The following is an 18,417-nucleotide window of genomic DNA, read 5'->3' as shown; positions in this document are numbered from 1 at the left end:
ATTATGCTTAAAAAAATACTTCTTTTAGTAGCCACACTTGGGCTATTAGCAACTGGTTGCTCAGACGATCAAGCACAAAAGGCCGATCTATCTGGCAAACTAAGTGAGCAAAATCCTATGGTAGTAGATGAAAACTCAAAAACCATCACGATACTAGCTAAGGTAAATGGCAAGTATTTTAGTGAAAATACACGCCACGCGATTGTATTTAAAGGTGGAAATTTTGGAGATAAGCCAGTATTTATCGCACTTGCTAACCAAAACGACTTTTATGCAGCGATGATAAAAATTGGCGCAAAACCAGGCAATAATATGACACTAAAAAATGGTGCGCAGACGCAAGTAGAAGGCGATAAAATAAACATCAGCGTAACTTGGGATGGTGCGACAAAATCATACGACATAAATGAGGTCATAAAAGATAGCAACGGCAAACCAATCGATATGAGATTTGGCGGAAACGAAGCAACTGCAAAGAGCTTTAATACAGGTTGTATTGCTTGTCTTGATAGCTGCCCAGTCGGTCTTATCTCAAACCACACATACACAAATGGAGCCGTTGAAAAGCGTGGCGAAGTCGTATTTAACGGCGTAAAAGAGATATTGCCACCTGATGGGACGCTTGTTCGTATCACATTTAAGGTTGCAAATTGAAAATCGCTTTAAAAGCAGGATATTACGCGTTTTGTGCTTTGCTTTTTGGGCTTTGTGCGACGCTTTTAGTATCGCTGTGGGTGTGGCTTGAGATGAGAGTTCACACCAGGTATATCATAGTAGGCTTTGTCATTTTTGGCCTACTATACTCATTTTTTCAAACACGTATTAAAATTTTGCCATTTATATTTGGTGAAATTTTACTCTTTTTAATCATCTCGTGGCTTGGCAAACAGGATTTAATCTACTATCTACTAAAAGAGAGCTATTTAGAGATTTTAACACTAGAGCAGATAAAAGTTATATTTTTAACGCTTCTAACGTCAATAAACATCTTGATTTTATTTATATGAAAAACGCACTGATATTTTTTACAAAAGAGCCACTGCCAAATTTTACAAAGACAAGACTGCTTGATTTTCTATCCCCACTACAAGCAGTAAAGCTTCATAAACAGATAATAAAACTAATAAACAATGAGCTTAAAAAACTTTCAAACGCCGATATTTTCGTATTTTATACACCTAATGCACAAATTTTAAAAGAGCTACTTGGTGATTATAAATTTTATCCACAAAACGGAAATGGCTTAAATGAGCGTATGTTAAACGCATTTAAGCAGGTAAAAACCTATGGGTATGACAAAATTTTACTAATTGGAAGCGACATCATAGATTTAAGCTCAAGTCACATAGAAAAAAGCTTTAAAAGTCTTGATACACACGATATCTCAATCACTCCAACCATTGACGGCGGATATTGTGCTTTGGGGTTAAAACAGATAAAAGATGAAATTTTTAGCGTTGATTATAGCATTAGAAAGAACGTATTTAAGGCTATGTGTGATAAATTTGATGAGCTAAAACTAAGCTATAAAAAGATGCCAAAACTTCGTGACATTGATACAAAAGAGGATATTTTTGCCCAAATTTTAGACGTAAAAAAGCTAACGCCTCTAGCAAACGGCGAATACAACATAAACTATAAATTTAAAAAAGATGACAAAACGCAAGTTTTTCGTATAAACACAAAATCGCAAATGGGCTTTAAAAATCAAATTAAATACGAATTTGACGCACTTAAAATTTTATCCACCTCAGGCGTTACACCAAAACCTATTAAGTACTTTATGCCTAGCATATTTTTACCAAAAGGCGCGATGAGTATGGAATTTTTAGACGGCAGACCTTTGCGTTATCAAAGCGATTTTAAGATAGCTAGTTATCTTTTAGCAAAGATTCATACAACTAAAATTCCAGCCAAGCACACGCTTTTTATAGCTAAAAAACCGCTATTAGAAATGTATAAAGAGTGCCTTAAAATGGCAAATGTCTACCTAGAATCAAAATTTGCAAATAAAAACATGAGCAAACATATAAAAGGGTTTTTAAACGCAGTAAGCAAATTTAATCTAAACCGCGATATAAACGAGCCTTGTATTATAAACACAGAGCTAAACTCTGGTAATTTTATCATATCAAGCAAAAGCTCATTTATCATAGACTGGGAAAAGCCTATAATTGGCGAAAAAGAGCAGGATATAGCCCATTTTTTAGCACCAACTACGACATTTTGGAAGACTAATACAATCTTAAACGATAGCGATATGAGAGAGTTTATAGGGCTTTATGAGAGCCATTTTAAAACCAAAGTAGATATGGCTAAATTTCAAACCTACCTTGCTATGACTTGCCTTAGGGGAGTTAGCTGGTGTACTATGGCGTATGTCGAGTATCAAGGCAAAAGAGCGATAAAAAATCAATATACATACAAAAAAATCAACAAATATCTTAGTGATAAGTTCTTATCAAAACTTGATGAATTTTTTAAGGAGTTTAAGTGAAAAGGTCTCAAATACTACTTTTGATAGCTGTTTTAGTTGTGGCTTTATGCTATTTTTTTATCCCATCTGTTAATAGACAAATTACCGATTCTGTCGTAATGCTTAGCAAATTTGATCTAAACGAGGTATTTCACTATCTTCAAAGCTTTGATAAAACAACAGCGGCTTGTGTTAGCTTCTTTTTAATGGTACTTCAAAGTATTATGGCACCAGTTCCAGCGTTTTTAATAACCCTATCAAATGCGATGATTTTTGGCTGGGTTTTAGGTGCGATACTTTCGTGGAGTTCGGCTATGGTTGGGGCGGCTCTTTGTTTTTACATTGCTAGAATTTTGGGTCGCGATGTGGCTGAGAAGCTAACTGGGAAAAAGGCACTTGAAGCAACTGATGAGTTTTTTACAAAATACGGCAAACACACTATCATCGTATGTAGGCTACTGCCGTTTGTAAGCTTTGACCTTGTAAGCTACGCAGCCGGACTTACCTCTATGGGCTTTTGGAGCTTTTTTTGGGCAACTGGCATTGGTCAACTCCCAGCAACCATTGTATATTCGTATTTTGGTGCTAGTTTAATGGGTGGCGGTAAGGTTTTATTTATTGGCTTAACAATGATGTTTGCACTATCGATAGTCATATATGTAGCTAAAAAGATAATGAGTGAAAAAAGAGCAAAACAAGCTAATCAACCTGCTTAAGATAGCCGCCGCATTCGCATTTTGCGTTATTGCGTTCTTGCTAGTAAAATATGTAGGCGTAGATGAGTTAAAGGCGTTTATTAACCACTATGACACGTTTTCGCCTATTGTTTATATAATTTGTTTTTCGCTTATGCCTATATTTTTCTTTCCGGTTCCTATTTTAGCAGTCGTTGCGGGCGCGATGTTTGGGCTTTTAGAAGGCAGTATTTATACCATAATCGGTGCTATGATAAACTCGGTTTTGATGTTTTATATAGCTAGATTTTTTAATTTTAAGGCTATTAGAAATTTTGTAAAAAAATATAAAATTTCAAACGACCAAATAGATAGCCTTAGCCTTATTTTAATCCTAAGACTTATGCCACTTGTGCCTTATAATGCCCTAAACTACGCTTGTGGATTTATGCAGGTTAGCATAAAAGAGTATAGCCTGGCAACACTACTTGGCATTATCCCTGCAACCTTCGTAATGGTAAATTTAGGCGATAAAATTTTAGATATAAAATCATCTGAGTTTGTTCTAGCTTGTATTTTAACTATCCTACTTATTTTGCTTTCTAGCTTTGGTGCTAAACGCATAAAAAGAGTAAAAAATGGCAGTATCGATAATAGTTCCGATATATAATGAAAGCTACGAGCTGCTTAAGGCTCTAAACAGCCAGTTAAACGACTTAAAAGGCGAGTTTGAAGTGATATTTATAGACTCTAGCGATACACCCACGCTAGATACAAATTTCAAAGTCATACGCTCAGCAAAAGGGCGTGGTGCACAGTTAAATTTAGGTGCTAGTAAGGCTAAGTTTGAAATTTTATGGTTTTTACACGCTGATAGTAAAATTTCGCCCAATTTTGTTTATGATATACAAAATGCGATTAAAACGGCAAAAATTGGCTGTTTTAGACTTAAATTTGATAGCCAAAATTTTATCCTAAAACTCATAGCACTTGGCTCAAATTTAAGAGTAAAATGGCGTAATATTGCCTTTGGCGATCAAGGAATTTTTATCACAAAAGAGCTTTTTAACAAACTTGGTGGTTTTAAACAAATAGCGATAATGGAGGACTATGAGTTTAGCATGAGGATAAAAAAGCAGGGCGTGAAATTTCATCTACTAGATAAAACCATAACAACAAGTGCAAGAAAATTTAAAAATCCGCTAAAAACGCTACTTAAAATGCAAATTTTACAATTTAAGTTTCGTAAAAATTATGACATTAAAAAGATAGAAGATGAGTATCAAAAAATTTAAACTTAAAATAGCCAAAAACTCGCCTGATACGTGCATAGAGTGTGCTTCTTGCACAAAACACTGCGATTTTTTAACAAAACATCAAATTAACCTAAAAGACTTTGCCACTACACCAAAACTAGCAGATGGTTGCAATGCCTGTGAGCAGTGCTACAACGTATGCCCAAAAGATATCAGCGGTGCTGATATAGTATATGATCACAGATACAAGCAAAATCCAAATGGCTATCTTGTGAAATTTCAAAAACAAAACTACATTTTTGCAAACAACTCGGATAAAAAATGCGACGATCTTATATATTTTGGTTGCAATTTTCCTGGTTTTTATCCAAAAACGACAAAGCATATTTGTGAAAATCTATGCGATAAAACGACCGATTTTAGCATAGATTGTTGTGGTAAGCCGCTATTTATGAGTGGAGTTAGCATAGAAAAAAGCCTAGAGCATACAAAAAATTTGCTAAAAAGCAAAGGTGTTAAACGCCTCATAACAGCCTGTCCAAACTGCTATCACTTTCTAAAGCCACGCCTTGATGTCGAGGTTGTAAGCATTTATGTAAAACTAAAAGAGCTAAATTTGCTAGGCAAGATAAAGGATGAAGCACATACTTTTTTCCCTTGCAACGAGCGAAATATAAGAGAAATTTTTAACGATTTTAAGGATAATGTGCCAAACTACAAGGAGAGCTTTTTAGATGTAAATTGTTGTGGGGCAAGTGGCGGAGATGATGATATGAAAAAAGCGTATCCGTCACAAATAAAAGCAAAAAACAAGCCAAATTTATACGTATACTGTGCTACTTGTGGTGGGACATTTAACAAAAATGGCATAAAAAATATTCGCCATTTTACAAGCGAATTTTTAGGCGTTTGTGAAAGTCCCAGCCCAAATTTTCTAACCAACGTCTTAAAGATGAAATTTTATAAAAGGCAAAGATAGTGGATATAGAGTTTGACCTAGCAAAAACAATGCAACTAAACATCACAAAAAGGTGCAATATGTCCTGCTATCACTGTCACGTTGGCGCGAACCCAAAACGTGATGAGATGATGAGTAGGGATACTATAGATACGGCTTTGGCGGTGTTTAAAAAATTTGGCTTTAAGACGCTTGATGTAACTGGTGGCGCACCTGAGCTTAATGAAAATTTAGAGTATATCTTTAGCTCTTTTAGAGCCTTTGCAGACGAAATTTTAATAAGAACAAACCTGACTATACTTTTAGAACCAAATTATCAAAAATTCATAGAAATTTATAAAAATTTTGACATTACCATAATGGCATCAGTGCCGTTTTATGAGAGAGATTTTAACGACGCTATGCGTGGTAAAGGTAGTTTTGATAAGCAAATTTTAGCCCTTAAACTGCTAAATCAAGCTGGTATTAAAAAAATAAACCTGATTTATAACCCAAACGGAGCGTATCTGCCACCAAACCAAGCAGAACTTGAGCTAAAATATAAGCAGGAGTTGGTAAAATATGGCGTAAGTTTTGATAGATTATTTTGTATGGCAAATGTCCCGATAGGAAATTTTGCAAAAATGCTTAAAAAATTTGACGAATATGAGGAATACATAAGCCTTTTAGAGCAAAACTACAAAGTAGAAAATTTGCAAAATGTAATGTGTAAAACACTAATAAACGTAGCTTACGATGGGCAAATTTATGACTGCGATTTTAACGCGGCTTTGCAGATGAACTCTAGCCTTTTAACAATACAAAATGTGCTAAATTTATCTGATTTAACCCATAAAATCAAAGTCGATAGGCACTGCCTAGCCTGCGTCAGTGGCGATGGCTACGGCTGTTTTGGAGTAAGAGAATGAAAGAGATTGTAAAAGAGAAATTTAAGAGCTTAAATTGTGCACAAATCATATTTGATCACTTTTTTAAAAACAAAGATTTTGTGGCTATGGCTAGTTTATTTGGCGGAGGTTTTACTCAAGCTGGACTTTGCGGTAGTTACGCTGCTAGTCTTGGTGTGCTTGGGGTTTATTTTACCGATAAAGATGTTTTACAAAGCAAGGCTAGTGAGTTTAAAAATGAGTATGAAAAACTATATAAAAGCACGATATGTAGCGAAATTTTAGGTGCTGATTATAGAAGCAAAGATGGCTTAAAAAAGATACAAGACAATGACCTTTTTGGCACGACTTGTGTGGATTTAACGGCAAATTGTATAGAAATTTTAGAAAGACTACTTCCTGCTAGTCACACGCAAAAATGACTGTACGCTTTTCACTCCCTCAATGTGCGTTGCGTACCAAATAGCGTGTTTTTCCTGCTCGATAGAATTTACAACACCGCTAAAAACAACATCGCAACCAACCACTGCCACACGAACATTTGTGCCATCGACCACGCTATCGGTAAATAAATTTTGCTTTAAATTTGTAAGTATCGCAAGGCTTGAGCAAGGATAACTGGCTTGTTTTATTTTGATATACGTATTTACGCTTCTTACACCATCAGTATCCACAGCAAGTTTTACAAGCATCTCTTCAAGCTCCTTTGTATCCACAAGCCCAAGTAAAAAGACATCGCCGTAAAAAACCTCAACCTCTATATCAAAACTGCTAAGCCCTTTTGTAAATAAAATTTTGCTTCTTATTTTTGTTTGCAGATACTTATCTTTTGTAATAGAGCCCATATCTCGCTCATCTTTAGACACCGAATAGACGTCATAGACGTTTAAAACGCTAGTTGCCGGAGAGAAAAACATGCTTGAACAACCGGTAAAAACTAAAAAAATAAGCCTAAAAATATCACAACCCTTTATGAAATTTTAAAAAGTTTATAAAATTTGAACTAAAATTTATATAAAAAGTGGTAAAATCAGGCATTTGGAGGATAAAGTAATCTGGTGGTGCTCACGGACTTCAAATCCGATGGCGGGGCGGTTGACCGCTCTGCGGGGAGTTCGATTCTCTCATCCTCTCGCCAAAATCACTTTAAAATTCTAGGCAACGTTATACCCTCTTGTGCTTGATATTTGCCCTTTTTATCGGCATAAGTTACTTCACACGGCTCATCACCTTGTAAAAACAACACCTGTGCTATGCCCTCATTTGCATAAATTTTAGCAGGTAGTGGAGTTGTATTTGAAATCTCAATCGTGATATGCCCCTTAAATCCCGGCTCAAACGGCGTTACATTTACGATTATACCGCACCTTGCATATGTGCTTTTGCCAAGACAGATCGCTAAAACATCATCAGGCATATTAAAATACTCAATCGTTCTAGCTAGTGCAAACGAATTTGGTGGCACGATGCAGACATCGCCCTTAAAATCCACGACATTTTTCTCATCAAAATTCTTTGGATCAACCACGGTGCCACCAATATTTGTAAAAATTTTAAACTCATCGCCCACGCGAATATCATATCCATAACTACTCACGCCATAACTTACTACACCACGACCAACCTGTTCTTCTGCAAAAGGCACGATCATATCGGCTTCTAAGCTCATTTTTCTTATCCATTTATCACTTTTTAGTCCCATTTTTATCCTTTTAAAATTTTTAAAACATTTTAACATTTTTTGTTTTAAGCTCATTTTAAATATAATAGCTTTTTGAAATCAAATTTCATAAAAGGGAGAGACTATGAAAATTTCAAGGCGAGATTTTTTAAAATCATCAGCAGTTGCAAGTTTGGCACTGGGGGCTAATCCACTCTTTGCAAAAGATGAAAGCGTAAAAAGCATACCACACGCTTCAAATTTAGGTGCATTTTATGCTGATGTAAAAGATGGCAAAATCGTAAAAATAAGACCACAAATTTCAGATAAAGATCCGAAATTTCCAGGCAATGAAGCTTGGATAGATAGGGTTTATTCAGATACTCGCATTAAATATCCTTGCGTTAGAAAGAGTTTTTTAGAGGGCAAAAATGCACCAGAATTACGTGGCAAAGAGGAATTTGTGCGTGTTAGTTGGGATGAGGCATTAAAGCTGGTTTTGAGCAAACTAAAAAGTGTAAAACCAGAGCAAATTTATAATGGAAGTTATAGTGGTTGGGGACATCCTGGTTTGCTTCATAACTGTGGTGCGGTAGCTGGACGCTTTTTTAATAATGTCATCGGTGGAGCAGTTGGTACAGACGGCGAGTATAGCAATGGTGCTGCTGGAAAGGTAAATACAACGATTATGGGCGATTTAGAGGTTTACTCACTTCAAACTAGCCACGAAGTAATCCTTGAAAATACAAAAGTTTATGTAATGTGGGGTGCTGATCTATTTAAATGCAACCAAATTGATTACAAAATCGCAAACAGAGGCGATAATGAATACTTCAAAAAATATGAAAAATCAAACATTAAATTTATAACAATAGATCCACAATACACACCTATTGCAAAGCGTTTTAAGGCAGATTGGATAAAGATTCGTCCAAATACCGATGTAGCAATGATGCTTGGAATGTGTCACCATCTTTATACTAGCGGTCAATATGATAAAGGCTTTATAGAAAAATATACATATGGTTTTGATAAATTTTTGCCTTATTTACTTGGCAAAACAGAGGATAAAGTGGCTAAAACCCCTGCTTGGGCTTCTAAAATTTCAGGCGTTGATGAAGCAGTAATTAAAGCACTTGCAGATACCTTTGTAAAAAATCGCACATTTTTAGCTGGAAACTGGGCAATGCAAAGAGCGCAACACGGCGAACAAGCTGATTGGATGCTGATTGTCTTAGCTGCTATGATAGGTCAAATCGGACTTCCTGGTGGTGGCTTTGGCTTTTCTATGCACTATTCAGGTGGAGCACAGGCATTTAGTGGTGCAACACTTCCTGGTGGCTTAGCACAAGGTAAAAATAGTGTTGATATAAATATTCCAGCATCACGAATTAGCGAAGCGATACTAAATCCTGGCAAAACAATTAAATTTAAAGGTGCAGAGATGACCTATCCAGAGATTAAGGTGCTTTATATGACAGGTGCCACTCTTTTAGGACATCATCCAAACACAAACGAGCTAATAAAAGCATTAAGAACTCTTGAAACTATTGTTGTTCACGAGCCTTGGTGGACTCCTATGGCAAAGATGGCTGATATAGTTTTACCAGCTACCACACCACTTGAACGTGATGATATAAGCTATGGTGGCTCATACTCACAAGATTATGTTTATGCGATGAAAAAGGTTATTGAGCCACTATTTGAAGCTAGAAACGACTATGATATTTTTGCTGATATGGCAAAGATGAGTGGCGAAAAAGAGTATAGACGCTTCACACAAGGCAAAGAAAAGATGGATATCATCAAGGGATTTTACGAAAAGAGCGACTGCGTAAATGTTATGAGCTTTGATGAGTTTTGGGAGAAAGGATTTATACACTTTGCACCACCAGCGCAGGCTTATAAATTTGTCCGCCACGCTGCATTTAGAGCCGATCCAGTTGCAAATAAATTAGCCACAGAAACTGGCAAAATTCAAATTTTCTCAGATAAATTTGCGTCATTTGGGCTTGATGATTTTAAAGGTCATCCAATGTGGTTTGAACCAGCTGAGTGGTTAGGTAATGAAAAAGAGACAGCAAAATATCCACTTCATGTATTAAGTCCACATCCAAAGCTAAGAATTCACTCTCAGCTTGATAACTCTTTTGTAAGAAAGGCTTATAAGGTAGCAAACAGAGAGCCAGTGCTTATAAATGATGAAGATGCAAAAAATTACGGCATAAAAGATGGCGATGTCGTTGAAATTTCAAATGATAGAGGTGCGATTTTATGCGGCGCTGTCGTTTCAAAAGACATTATGAAGAGTGTTATTAGTGTTGAAGAGGGTGCTTGGTATGATCCTGAAAATATAGATGATGAAAAACCACGTTGTAATGCAGGTCATATAAACATCCTAACAAGCTCACGCCCAACATCAAAAATGGCACAAGCAACATCTGTAAATACGTGCTTAGCGACAATAAAAAAGGTTGAAGTTGCACCATATCAAGGCATAAAAGCACCAAAAGTAAAAGGAGCATAATTGAAAAAATTTCTAATATTGGCTAGTTTATCTAGCCTTCTTTTTTCGCAAGATTTGTTTGTAAATGATATAAAGGCTGATCTAATTGATCCAAAAACAAAGGCTGTTGTAGGCGAGATTTATGAAGGCTCACCTGTTAAGCTTATTAAAAAAGATTGTGAGTTTTCGCTGGTTAAGATAAGTGGCGAAGTTGCAAACACTGATAATAAAATCGTAGCTTACAAAAAAGACCCACTCGTGGTTTTTTATAAGCTAAACAAAACTGCTACAAATGAAGCAGAGTTTTTAATATCTTCAAAAAAACTTGGCGAAAACGAGATAGAAGCTTGGGAGGAGGTTGAGATGTTTTACTATGACTCCTGTTCATCTTGCCACGCTGCTCACAAGCCAAAAGAGCATTTAATGAGTGAGTGGGAGGCATACATAGGAGCTATGCAGACATTTGCAAAAATTAGCGATGATGAAAAGGATAGAATTTTACGCTTTATGCAAGCATTTGCAAAAGACGGATATGTAAAAGAGTAAAATTATAATTAACCATTAGCCCCAAAATTTGGGGCTAAATTTGTAAATTTAGCTTTATATTTGATATTTTTTGCTAAAATCACTAGTTTAAATCACGCATAGGAGTTTGTATGAAAAAAGAGGATATAAAGCAGTTAATAGAGCTTTTTGAAACAAAAGACATAAATAGAATTCGCATAAAAGAGGGCGATTTTGAGCTAGAGCTTGAGAAATATGCTGATTGTTGTGATCTCCCTGCGCCTGCGCCAGTAGCCACTCCAGCACCTGCACCACAAGCTATAAATGTTCAAGTTGTTAATGAAAAACCAGCCACAACGGCTAAAAATACACTAAACTCGCCAATGGTTGGCACATTTTACTCAGCTCCGAGTCCAGGCGCTGCCCCATTTGTAAAGGTTGGTCAAAAGGTTAGAAAAGGCGAGGTTATCGGTATCGTTGAAGCTATGAAGATAATGAACGACATTGAAGCTGAGTTTGACTGCCAAATTAGCGAAATTTTAGTAGCTGACGGACAGCCAGTTGAGTTTGGTATGGCACTATTTGCGGTGGAGAAAATTTGATGGAGATTAAAAGAGTATTAATCGCAAATAGAGGCGAAATCGCGCTTCGTGCTTTGCGAACGATAAAGGAGATGGGCAAAGAGGCGATAGTTGTCTATTCAACAGCCGACAGGGACGCACTTTACGTAAAATACGCTGACGCTGCCATTTGCATAGGAAGTCCTCGCTCAAGCGATAGCTACCTAAACATACCAGCTATCATCTCAGCGGCTGAAATTAGCGAAGCGGACGCAATTTTTCCCGGATATGGTTTTTTAAGCGAGAATCAAAATTTTGTTGAAATTTGCGAACATCACAAGATAAAATTCATCGGCCCAAGTGTGCAAGCAATGGCTATAATGAGCGATAAAAGCAAGGCAAAGCAGGTAATGCAAAGAGCTGGTGTGCCAGTAATCCCTGGCTCTGACGGCGCCATAAAAGATATAAAATTTGCAAAAGAGCTTGCAAAACAGATAGGCTATCCAGTCATCCTAAAAGCTGCCGCTGGTGGCGGTGGTCGTGGTATGCGTGTGGTTGAGCGTGAAGAGGATTTAGAAAAAGCGTTTTGGTCGGCTGAGAGCGAGGCTGTTACGGCATTTGGCGACGGGACTATGTATATGGAGAAGTATATTTTAAATCCGCGTCACATTGAGGTGCAAATAATTGGCGATAGCCACGGCAACGTATTGCACGTAGGAGAGCGCGACTGCTCAATGCAACGCCGTCATCAAAAACTAATAGAAGAAAGCCCAGCGATTTTGCTTGATGAAAACACAAGAAAACGCCTACACGAAACAGCCGTAAAAGCGGCAAAAGCGATAGGCTATGAGGGCGCTGGGACATTTGAATTTTTAGTGGATAAGCACTTAAATTTTTACTTTATTGAGATGAATACACGCCTTCAAGTAGAGCATTGTGTTAGCGAAATGGTAAGCGGACTTGATTTGATTGAGCTAATGATACGTGTAGCACAGGGCGAAAAACTACCTAGTCAAGATAGTATAAAGCTTCACGGACACGCCATAGAGTGCCGTATCACAGCCGAGGACCCAAACAGCTTCGTGCCAAATCCGGGCGAGATAACAAAATATGTCTGTCCGGGTGGGCGAAACGTGAGAATGGATAGCCACGTTTATCAAGGTTATAGCGTTCCGCCATTTTATGATAGCATGATAGGCAAACTCATCGTTTGGGACGAAACACGCGAAAAAGCCATACACAAAATGCGTGTAGCACTAGAACAACTAATAATCGGCGGTATCAAAACAACGCGTGATTTTCATATACAGATGATGAAAAACAAAGATTTCATCTCAAACAACTACGATACAAACTATCTATCAAAACACTGATTTTAGGGGCTTTGCCCCTGTTTATTTTCTTAAACTAGCTTCAACGTCTATAACTATACGAATGTCATCTGATATAAGTGCGGTTGGATAGTCCTTGCCGACATCAAAATCCTTGCGTTTTATGTCACCCACAAATGAAAAGCTATACTTTGTGACGCCTGTATCATCTTGCGCTACGCCGTTGTAGATGTAGTTTAGCTTGACTGGTTTTGTGATGTTTTTTATCCTTAAATCGCCATAAATCACACCTCGATCATCACCAGTCATCTTAAAAACGATACTTTTTACCTTTTTAGTGTCAAAAAATATCTCTTTAGTTAGGTTATTATCCCTTGCTCTGTTTTGCGTATTTATCGAACTTACCTTTATCACGGCTTCTAGAGATTTTATCGTATTTGTGGTTTTGTTAAAATCTATTGCCGCGTCATAATCCTCAAAACGACCAGCGACATTTGCGATACCTAAATGCTTTGCAACAAAGCCGACATTTGTGTGATCCTTATCAAGTTGCATCCAGTCTGCGTGCGCAAAACCGATAAAAAGCAGAAGTAGTAAAAATTTTCTCAAAACAGATCCTTTTTTGAGATTATACAATATTTAGTTTAATATGGCAAAACCGATGCCAATCCTGTTTGTGTGCCGGTTGTAGTCAATAAGACTATCGCCGTAGCCGTTAAAATAGCTAACATATCCATACATATCAGAAAATAGTGGAAAGATCCACTCAAGCTGGGCTGATGTGCGATTTGTATTATCAAGGTGCAAATTTGAGCTAAATTTAGCACTTAGCGTATGAAGCCCTAGCTTGTAGCCCACTTTAAGATCTGCATTTCCGATGTATTTTTTAATGTCTTTATTATCATCTAAATCGCCGACACTCGTCCAAATTCTAGGCTCCAAAGTAAATCTATTAAGCTCTAAAAATGAGCTAAGATACACTCTATTCCAACTCCTTGACTCCTCGCCACCCTTGCCGTTTGACTCGTGCAAAAAGCCAAATTTTACCCATTTAAACGTGTCATCTTTAGTTGGAATTTGTACAAAAATTTCTGGGCGATAGTTACTCTCACGAAACGGTGTCGAGCTTTTTGCGGTCTGCCACCAAGAAGTTTGTGAGTAGGCTACACTTACTACCTCTTTTAGCCCCAAAATATCGTAAAGAATCGGCTTTTGCACACTAAATTGAAATTTCGTTTCAACCTTTTTTCGCCCGTCATCTGCGATGTTTTTTGTGTATGTAACTGGCATTAGGTAGTTTAAGTCATAGGTCTTTATATCCCAAAAAGTATCCGTTATTTGTGGCTTTTGTGGGCTAACTTGCGCTGTTTTGGCGGTTTTGTTTTCATACGCGAGTTTGTAAAATTTCATCGCATTTTGTATGTCGCCACGCTTTTCAAACTCCAAAGCTTTATTATAAAGCTCATCAGATGAGATTAAAAGGGTTGCAAAAAGCATTAAAATTTTAAAAATTTTCACTTAATGCTCTTTTGTAATCGCTTGGATTATTTATATTAAAAAACTCGCTTTCATCGTCAAAAAACAGCTCTTTGACGTTTGCGTCATTTAATAAAAGTCCTATTTTATGCTCATTTTTTTTATAAAGCAAGTCCGCCTTTAACGCCAGTTTTGGCGAGAAAAATCCACAAAGGCTGTGGCGATGAGAACTATCTTTGGGGATTACGGCGTCAAAATCCAAAGAATATTTACCAAGCTCATCTATCGTGCTAAGCTTTACAAAAGGCATATCAGCAGGTATGATAAAAACGCTTGTGTTAAAATTTTTAAGGATTGAGCTAAGTGCTAACATTGGCGAGAAAATCTCTAAATTTTCATCTTTTATGAGATTTAGTGGGGGATTAAATTTATCAAATTTTGAGCTAACATAGACGTTTTTAAAAATTTTTGATAGCCTGTTAGCCTGAAAATGCGTAAGAGTAGCAAAACTGCCAAATGGCAAAAGTGTCTTATCTCGCCCCATACGAGAGCTTTTGCCACCGGCTAAAATCACGCAGTTAGTCAAATTATAAATCTCTTGGGTCGGCGATTTTACCCATTATCGCACTAGCGGCGGCGACTGCTGAGTTTGCTAGATAAACTTCACTTGTTCTATCGCCCATTCTGCCTACGAAATTTCTATTTGTCGTAGCAACACATCTCTCGCCAACACCTAAAATTCCCATATATCCGCCAAGACACGCACCACAGGTTGGATTGCTTACGACCGCACCAGCTTCAACAAATATATCCATTAATCCCTCTTTTTGTGCTTGTAGGGCGATTTTTTGCGTGGCTGGGGTGATGATAAGGCGTGTTTTTTTAGCAACCTTGCGTCCCTTTAGAATTTGTGCTGCAATGCGTAAATCACTTAATCTGCCGTTTGTGCAAGAACCGATAAATGCCTGATCAATCGCTAAATCATCTTTAACCGCTTCACGCACACTTTTGCCGTTGCTTGGCAAAAATGGATAGGCGACAACTGGATCAAGTTTGCTTACGTCTATTTCTAAAATTTGCTCATATTTTGCGTCATCATCTGAGTGGTAAATTTTTGGCTCACGGCTTAAATTTTTATCTTTTAAAAATTCTTTTGTAATCTCATCATAAGCGATTATACCGCTTTTACCACCAGCTTCAATCGCCATATTACACATAGAAAATCTGCTATCCATATCAAGCAGGGCTATCGTTTCGCCAGTAAATTCTAGGGCTTTGTATAAAGCACCATCAACGCCGATTTGGCGGATTATTTCAAGGATTAAATCCTTGCCATAAACGTGCTCGCCAAGCTTGCCTTTAAATACGACCTTTATAGTTTGTGGGACCTTAAACCAGTTTTTGCCAGTTATCATAGCGTAAGCTAGGTCAGTTGAGCCCATACCAGTCGCAAACGCCCCAAGTGCGCCGTGTGTACAGGTATGGCTATCAGCACCAATTATCACATCGCCCGGCACTACAAGTCCTTTTTCAGGCAAAAGTGCGTGCTCTATCCCCATATCTTTTTCATCAAAATAGTTTTTTAGGTCGTGTTTATAGGCAAAATCACGTGAAATTTTAGCCTGATTTGCACTTAGGATATCTTTTGCTGGTATGTAGTGGTCCATTACGATAGAAAAGCCGTCAGGATTTGCTAATTTTGTAGCACCACTTCGCTCAAACTGCTTGATTGAGATTGGCGTAGTGATGTCGTTACCGATAACCATATCAATGGGACTTTGCACGATTTGCCCGGCATAAACCGCCTCTTTAACGTGCTCTGAGAAAATTTTTTCAGTAATCGTCTGTTTCATAAAATTCCTTTGAAAATTTTGCAGATTTTATCAAAAGTTTTATAAATTTCAACCCGCCTTAGCGGGTTAAATGGTTAAAATTTCACAGAAGCACTTAGCATTATTTGCCTTGCATATCCTGGCACTATGGCTAAGATGTTTGCACCTTCGCTGTTATATGATGTGTAGTAGAGTTTGTTTGTCAAATTTTTGACATTTAGCTGAAAGTTTGTCTCGTAACCTGAAATTTTAGTTGTATAACTAGCAAACGCATCATAAGTAATAGCGTGTGGCATTTTATACCCATTACCCACTTTTGAGTATGCAAGCCAAGATCCAAAGTAACGAGCTCCGCCACCTACTCTAAAACCGCTTAATCCAAGATGGCTAAAGTCATAGTTTGCAAACAAACTTGCCTGATTTTTTGGCGTTGCGTCAAACGGTTTACCGATCTTCCAAGTGTTTTGTTTATCCTCAAGCGTCTTTGTCTTTGTGTATGCGTAACTTGCGCCAATCGTCAAGCCCTTGCTTACACGTCCGTTAAAGTCTATCTCAACACCTTTTGAATTTACCTTGCCACTTGCGTAGCTTACTTTATTTATGGTATAAGCAACGTTCTTTTTATCTATATTAAATAATGCAAGAGTGGCTGTGATGTCATCATTTTGAAATTTCGTGCCAACTTCGCTAGATACGCCCTCTTCAGGATCAAGCGAACTCATATCTTCATTCATCGAAAGTTGCGGTTTAAAGCTTTGTGCGTAGTTTGCATAGATTGATAGCTCAGGATTTAGCAGATACACAAGCCCTGTTTGGTATATAAATTTGCCGTCGTGATTATCAGTTTGTGCCTTAAAATTTCCACCATTAGCGTCGCCTTTGCCACCTAATTGATCGTAATACTCATATCTAGCACCAAGTACAAAAATAAAATTTTCAGTGATATTTATATTATCTTGCAAATATCCGCCAACGCTTCTTATCCTTTGATACTGGCTATCGTTTTTCAAAGGGCTTGTAGCCATAGGCACACCAAATTTTGGATTGTTGATGTTTATGTTATTTGCACTATTTTTATCCTGCACTGCTGAGCCAGGTCTTCGTCTAAGCTCCTCTTTTAAATCAACGCCAAGCAAAACATTATGCGTTAAAGTGCCAGTTTCAATAAAACCATTTAAATTTACGCCACCTGCGTGTGTGCGATGTTCAAAGTTAGTGTATGATGAATTCTCTCTTGTTATGTCGCCTTTTGGTGGAGTAAAATCTCTAACACGCATTTGTCCGTATTCGTGCATAGAGCGAGTAAAGGCGTAGTTTGCTTTTAGTAGCCAGTTTTGAGCTATATTTTTTTCAAAATTTATATCAAAAGTATCGATTTTCCCAGTGATCTCGTTAAATTTCTCATCAAGTCTTTTTTTAGGATCAGATAGTAAAAATTTCCCGTCCCAATCCTTATAAGCCGCAGTTTTATTAACAACCATATACTGACCTCTATCAAGCGGATCGGTGTATCTGCCGTGCGTGTAGGCTAGATCTACTCGGTAGTCATCGCCTTTATAGCTAAGACTAGGAGCGATGATAAAGGACTTATACTCGCCATATTCACGCCAATAATCCTTTGTGCTCCGATCAAAAATCAACCTATAAGCAAACCCGCTATCGCCGATAGGCCCTGTCGTGTCAAAGCCTACGTTCCAGTAGTGATGATTTCCGATACCAGCTGAAATTTCATTTTGAAATTCATAAAGTGGCTTTTTGGTTACTAGATTTATAATCCCACCAGGATCTTGCATACCATATAAAAGACTGGCTGGACCCTTTAGCACCTCCACACTCCCAACGGTTGCATTAAAGCTGTGCCTTACTCCAGCAGGAGTGCCGTTTCTCATAATCGAGCCGTCACGATTTTTACCAAAACCACGCTTTAACACAGCGTCAAAGATACCGCCTGTGGAATTTGCATAGCTTATACCGCTTACATTTTGCAACGCTTCAGCCAGGCTTTCTGGCTTTTTATCCTTTAGTTGCTGATTTGTTACGACATTTAGGGTTTGTGGAATTTCTAAAATAGGAGAATTGCTCTTTCCTATCTGGCTAGTTCTGGCTCTATATCCATCATCAACACTCTCTACAACCTCTACACTATCTAATACCACATCACTTGAAAAAGCAAAATGTGGCAACGCCAAACATAGTGCAAGCGACACTCTCTTAAGAACCATAATTTTAATCTCTCCTATTATAAAATAATAATGATTATTATAAATAGGAATTACTTATAGCGAGTTAAAAATTTT

The 18,417-nt window shown here is 37.5% G+C and carries 20 protein-coding genes and 1 tRNA gene; 14 read left to right on the top strand and 7 right to left on the bottom strand.

Translation table 11 applies throughout. The features are described 5' to 3' along the window. Positions 1–3 precede the first annotated feature (3 nt). From CMCT_RS01230 to CMCT_RS01190, 9 genes are read left to right on the top strand one after another with little or no spacing between them, the layout of a single operon-like run. Positions 4–654, top strand: a complete 651-nt coding sequence (locus CMCT_RS01230) for a YdjY domain-containing protein (protein WP_034969057.1) — start codon at positions 4–6, stop codon at positions 652–654. Continuing rightward, positions 651–1,007 (top strand): hypothetical protein, encoded by a 357-nt coding sequence (locus CMCT_RS01225; RefSeq protein WP_034969056.1) that lies wholly within the window; start codon positions 651–653, stop codon positions 1,005–1,007. The genes CMCT_RS01230 and CMCT_RS01225 overlap by 4 nt, the downstream gene beginning before the upstream one ends. Next, positions 1,004–2,497, top strand: a complete 1,494-nt coding sequence (locus CMCT_RS01220) for a TIGR04282 family arsenosugar biosynthesis glycosyltransferase (RefSeq protein ID WP_034969053.1) — start codon at positions 1,004–1,006, stop codon at positions 2,495–2,497. Before CMCT_RS01225 ends, CMCT_RS01220 begins: the two co-directional genes overlap by 4 nt. Then, positions 2,494–3,192, top strand: coding sequence for a TVP38/TMEM64 family protein (locus CMCT_RS01215; protein WP_034969051.1), 699 nt, complete (start codon positions 2,494–2,496; stop codon positions 3,190–3,192). Before CMCT_RS01220 ends, CMCT_RS01215 begins: the two co-directional genes overlap by 4 nt. Beyond that, positions 3,155–3,820 (top strand): TVP38/TMEM64 family protein, encoded by a 666-nt coding sequence (locus CMCT_RS01210; protein WP_051654890.1) that lies wholly within the window; start codon positions 3,155–3,157, stop codon positions 3,818–3,820. Before CMCT_RS01215 ends, CMCT_RS01210 begins: the two co-directional genes overlap by 38 nt. Then, on the top strand, positions 3,789–4,445 hold the full coding sequence (locus CMCT_RS01205; RefSeq protein ID WP_034969049.1) for a TIGR04283 family arsenosugar biosynthesis glycosyltransferase: 657 nt from the start codon (positions 3,789–3,791) through the stop codon (positions 4,443–4,445). The genes CMCT_RS01210 and CMCT_RS01205 overlap by 32 nt, the downstream gene beginning before the upstream one ends. Continuing rightward, positions 4,426–5,385: a heterodisulfide reductase-related iron-sulfur binding cluster gene (locus CMCT_RS01200; protein ID WP_051654889.1), complete on the top strand. Its 960-nt coding sequence runs from the start codon at positions 4,426–4,428 to the stop codon at positions 5,383–5,385. The genes CMCT_RS01205 and CMCT_RS01200 overlap by 20 nt, the downstream gene beginning before the upstream one ends. Further along, a complete protein-coding gene (gene arsS, locus CMCT_RS01195; protein WP_176324975.1) occupies positions 5,385–6,272 on the top strand; it encodes an arsenosugar biosynthesis radical SAM (seleno)protein ArsS in 888 nt (295 codons plus the stop codon). The genes CMCT_RS01200 and arsS overlap by 1 nt, the downstream gene beginning before the upstream one ends. Then, the gene (locus tag CMCT_RS01190; protein ID WP_051654885.1) at positions 6,269–6,673 is read left to right on the top strand and encodes a C-GCAxxG-C-C family protein; all 405 of its coding nucleotides are present in this window, start codon (positions 6,269–6,271) and stop codon (positions 6,671–6,673) included. The genes arsS and CMCT_RS01190 overlap by 4 nt, the downstream gene beginning before the upstream one ends. Here CMCT_RS01190 and CMCT_RS01185 read toward each other — a convergent pair. Next, positions 6,644–7,168 carry a BON domain-containing protein gene (locus tag CMCT_RS01185; protein WP_051654884.1) on the bottom strand — a complete coding sequence of 175 codons (525 nt, stop codon included), beginning with the start codon at positions 7,166–7,168 and terminating at the stop codon, positions 6,644–6,646. The two genes, CMCT_RS01190 and CMCT_RS01185, sit on opposite strands and share 30 nt — an antisense overlap. Positions 7,169–7,291: 123 nt before the next feature. Here CMCT_RS01185 and CMCT_RS01180 point away from each other — a divergent pair. Continuing rightward, positions 7,292–7,389 (top strand) — tRNA-Sec (locus CMCT_RS01180). A gap of 3 nt (positions 7,390–7,392) precedes the next feature. On the opposite strand, the gene dcd is transcribed toward CMCT_RS01180, so the two are convergent. Further along, positions 7,393–7,953 carry a dCTP deaminase gene (gene dcd, locus CMCT_RS01175; RefSeq protein ID WP_034969045.1) on the bottom strand — a complete coding sequence of 187 codons (561 nt, stop codon included), beginning with the start codon at positions 7,951–7,953 and terminating at the stop codon, positions 7,393–7,395. Between the two features lie 103 nt (positions 7,954–8,056). Here dcd and CMCT_RS01170 point away from each other — a divergent pair, with 103 nt between their 5' ends. The 4 genes from CMCT_RS01170 (at position 8,057) to CMCT_RS01155 (ending at position 12,854) form a co-directional block, all read left to right on the top strand. Beyond that, a complete protein-coding gene (locus tag CMCT_RS01170; RefSeq protein ID WP_034969042.1) occupies positions 8,057–10,438 on the top strand; it encodes a molybdopterin-dependent oxidoreductase in 2,382 nt (793 codons plus the stop codon). Beyond that, entirely contained in the window at positions 10,439–10,963 is a 525-nt protein-coding gene (locus CMCT_RS01165) for a c-type cytochrome (RefSeq protein WP_034969040.1), read from the top strand. Positions 10,964–11,073: 110 nt separating this feature from the next. Continuing rightward, positions 11,074–11,523 carry an acetyl-CoA carboxylase biotin carboxyl carrier protein gene (gene accB / locus CMCT_RS01160; RefSeq protein WP_034969038.1) on the top strand — a complete coding sequence of 150 codons (450 nt, stop codon included), beginning with the start codon at positions 11,074–11,076 and terminating at the stop codon, positions 11,521–11,523. Further along, positions 11,523–12,854: an acetyl-CoA carboxylase biotin carboxylase subunit gene (locus CMCT_RS01155; protein WP_034969035.1), complete on the top strand. Its 1,332-nt coding sequence runs from the start codon at positions 11,523–11,525 to the stop codon at positions 12,852–12,854. The genes accB and CMCT_RS01155 overlap by 1 nt, the downstream gene beginning before the upstream one ends. Before the next feature lie 21 nt (positions 12,855–12,875). Here CMCT_RS01155 and CMCT_RS01150 read toward each other — a convergent pair whose 3' ends face one another. The 5 genes from CMCT_RS01150 to CMCT_RS01130 form a co-directional block, all read right to left on the bottom strand. After that, complete coding sequence (locus CMCT_RS01150) at positions 12,876–13,421, bottom strand: YceI family protein (RefSeq protein WP_034969033.1); 546 nt, start codon at positions 13,419–13,421, stop codon at positions 12,876–12,878. Positions 13,422–13,451: 30 nt separating this feature from the next. Then, on the bottom strand, positions 13,452–14,330 hold the full coding sequence (locus tag CMCT_RS01145) for a phospholipase A (protein WP_051654883.1): 879 nt from the start codon (positions 14,328–14,330) through the stop codon (positions 13,452–13,454). Next, entirely contained in the window at positions 14,317–14,874 is a 558-nt protein-coding gene (locus CMCT_RS01140) for an NTP transferase domain-containing protein (protein ID WP_034969030.1), read from the bottom strand. Before CMCT_RS01140 ends, CMCT_RS01145 begins: the two co-directional genes overlap by 14 nt. Position 14,875: 1 nt before the next feature. Next, positions 14,876–16,141, bottom strand: a complete 1,266-nt coding sequence (gene leuC / locus CMCT_RS01135) for a 3-isopropylmalate dehydratase large subunit (protein ID WP_034969028.1) — start codon at positions 16,139–16,141, stop codon at positions 14,876–14,878. Positions 16,142–16,215: 74 nt separating this feature from the next. Beyond that, the gene (locus CMCT_RS01130; RefSeq protein ID WP_034969025.1) at positions 16,216–18,342 is read right to left on the bottom strand and encodes a TonB-dependent siderophore receptor; all 2,127 of its coding nucleotides are present in this window, start codon (positions 18,340–18,342) and stop codon (positions 16,216–16,218) included. Positions 18,343–18,417: the final 75 nt, after the last annotated feature.

It is taken from the genome of Campylobacter mucosalis (assembly GCF_013372205.1).
GTDB classification, from domain to species: Bacteria; Campylobacterota; Campylobacteria; order Campylobacterales; family Campylobacteraceae; genus Campylobacter_A; species Campylobacter_A mucosalis.
The sequence above is the reverse complement of the archived record's forward strand: the minus strand, read 5'-3'. Positions and strand labels throughout refer to the sequence as shown.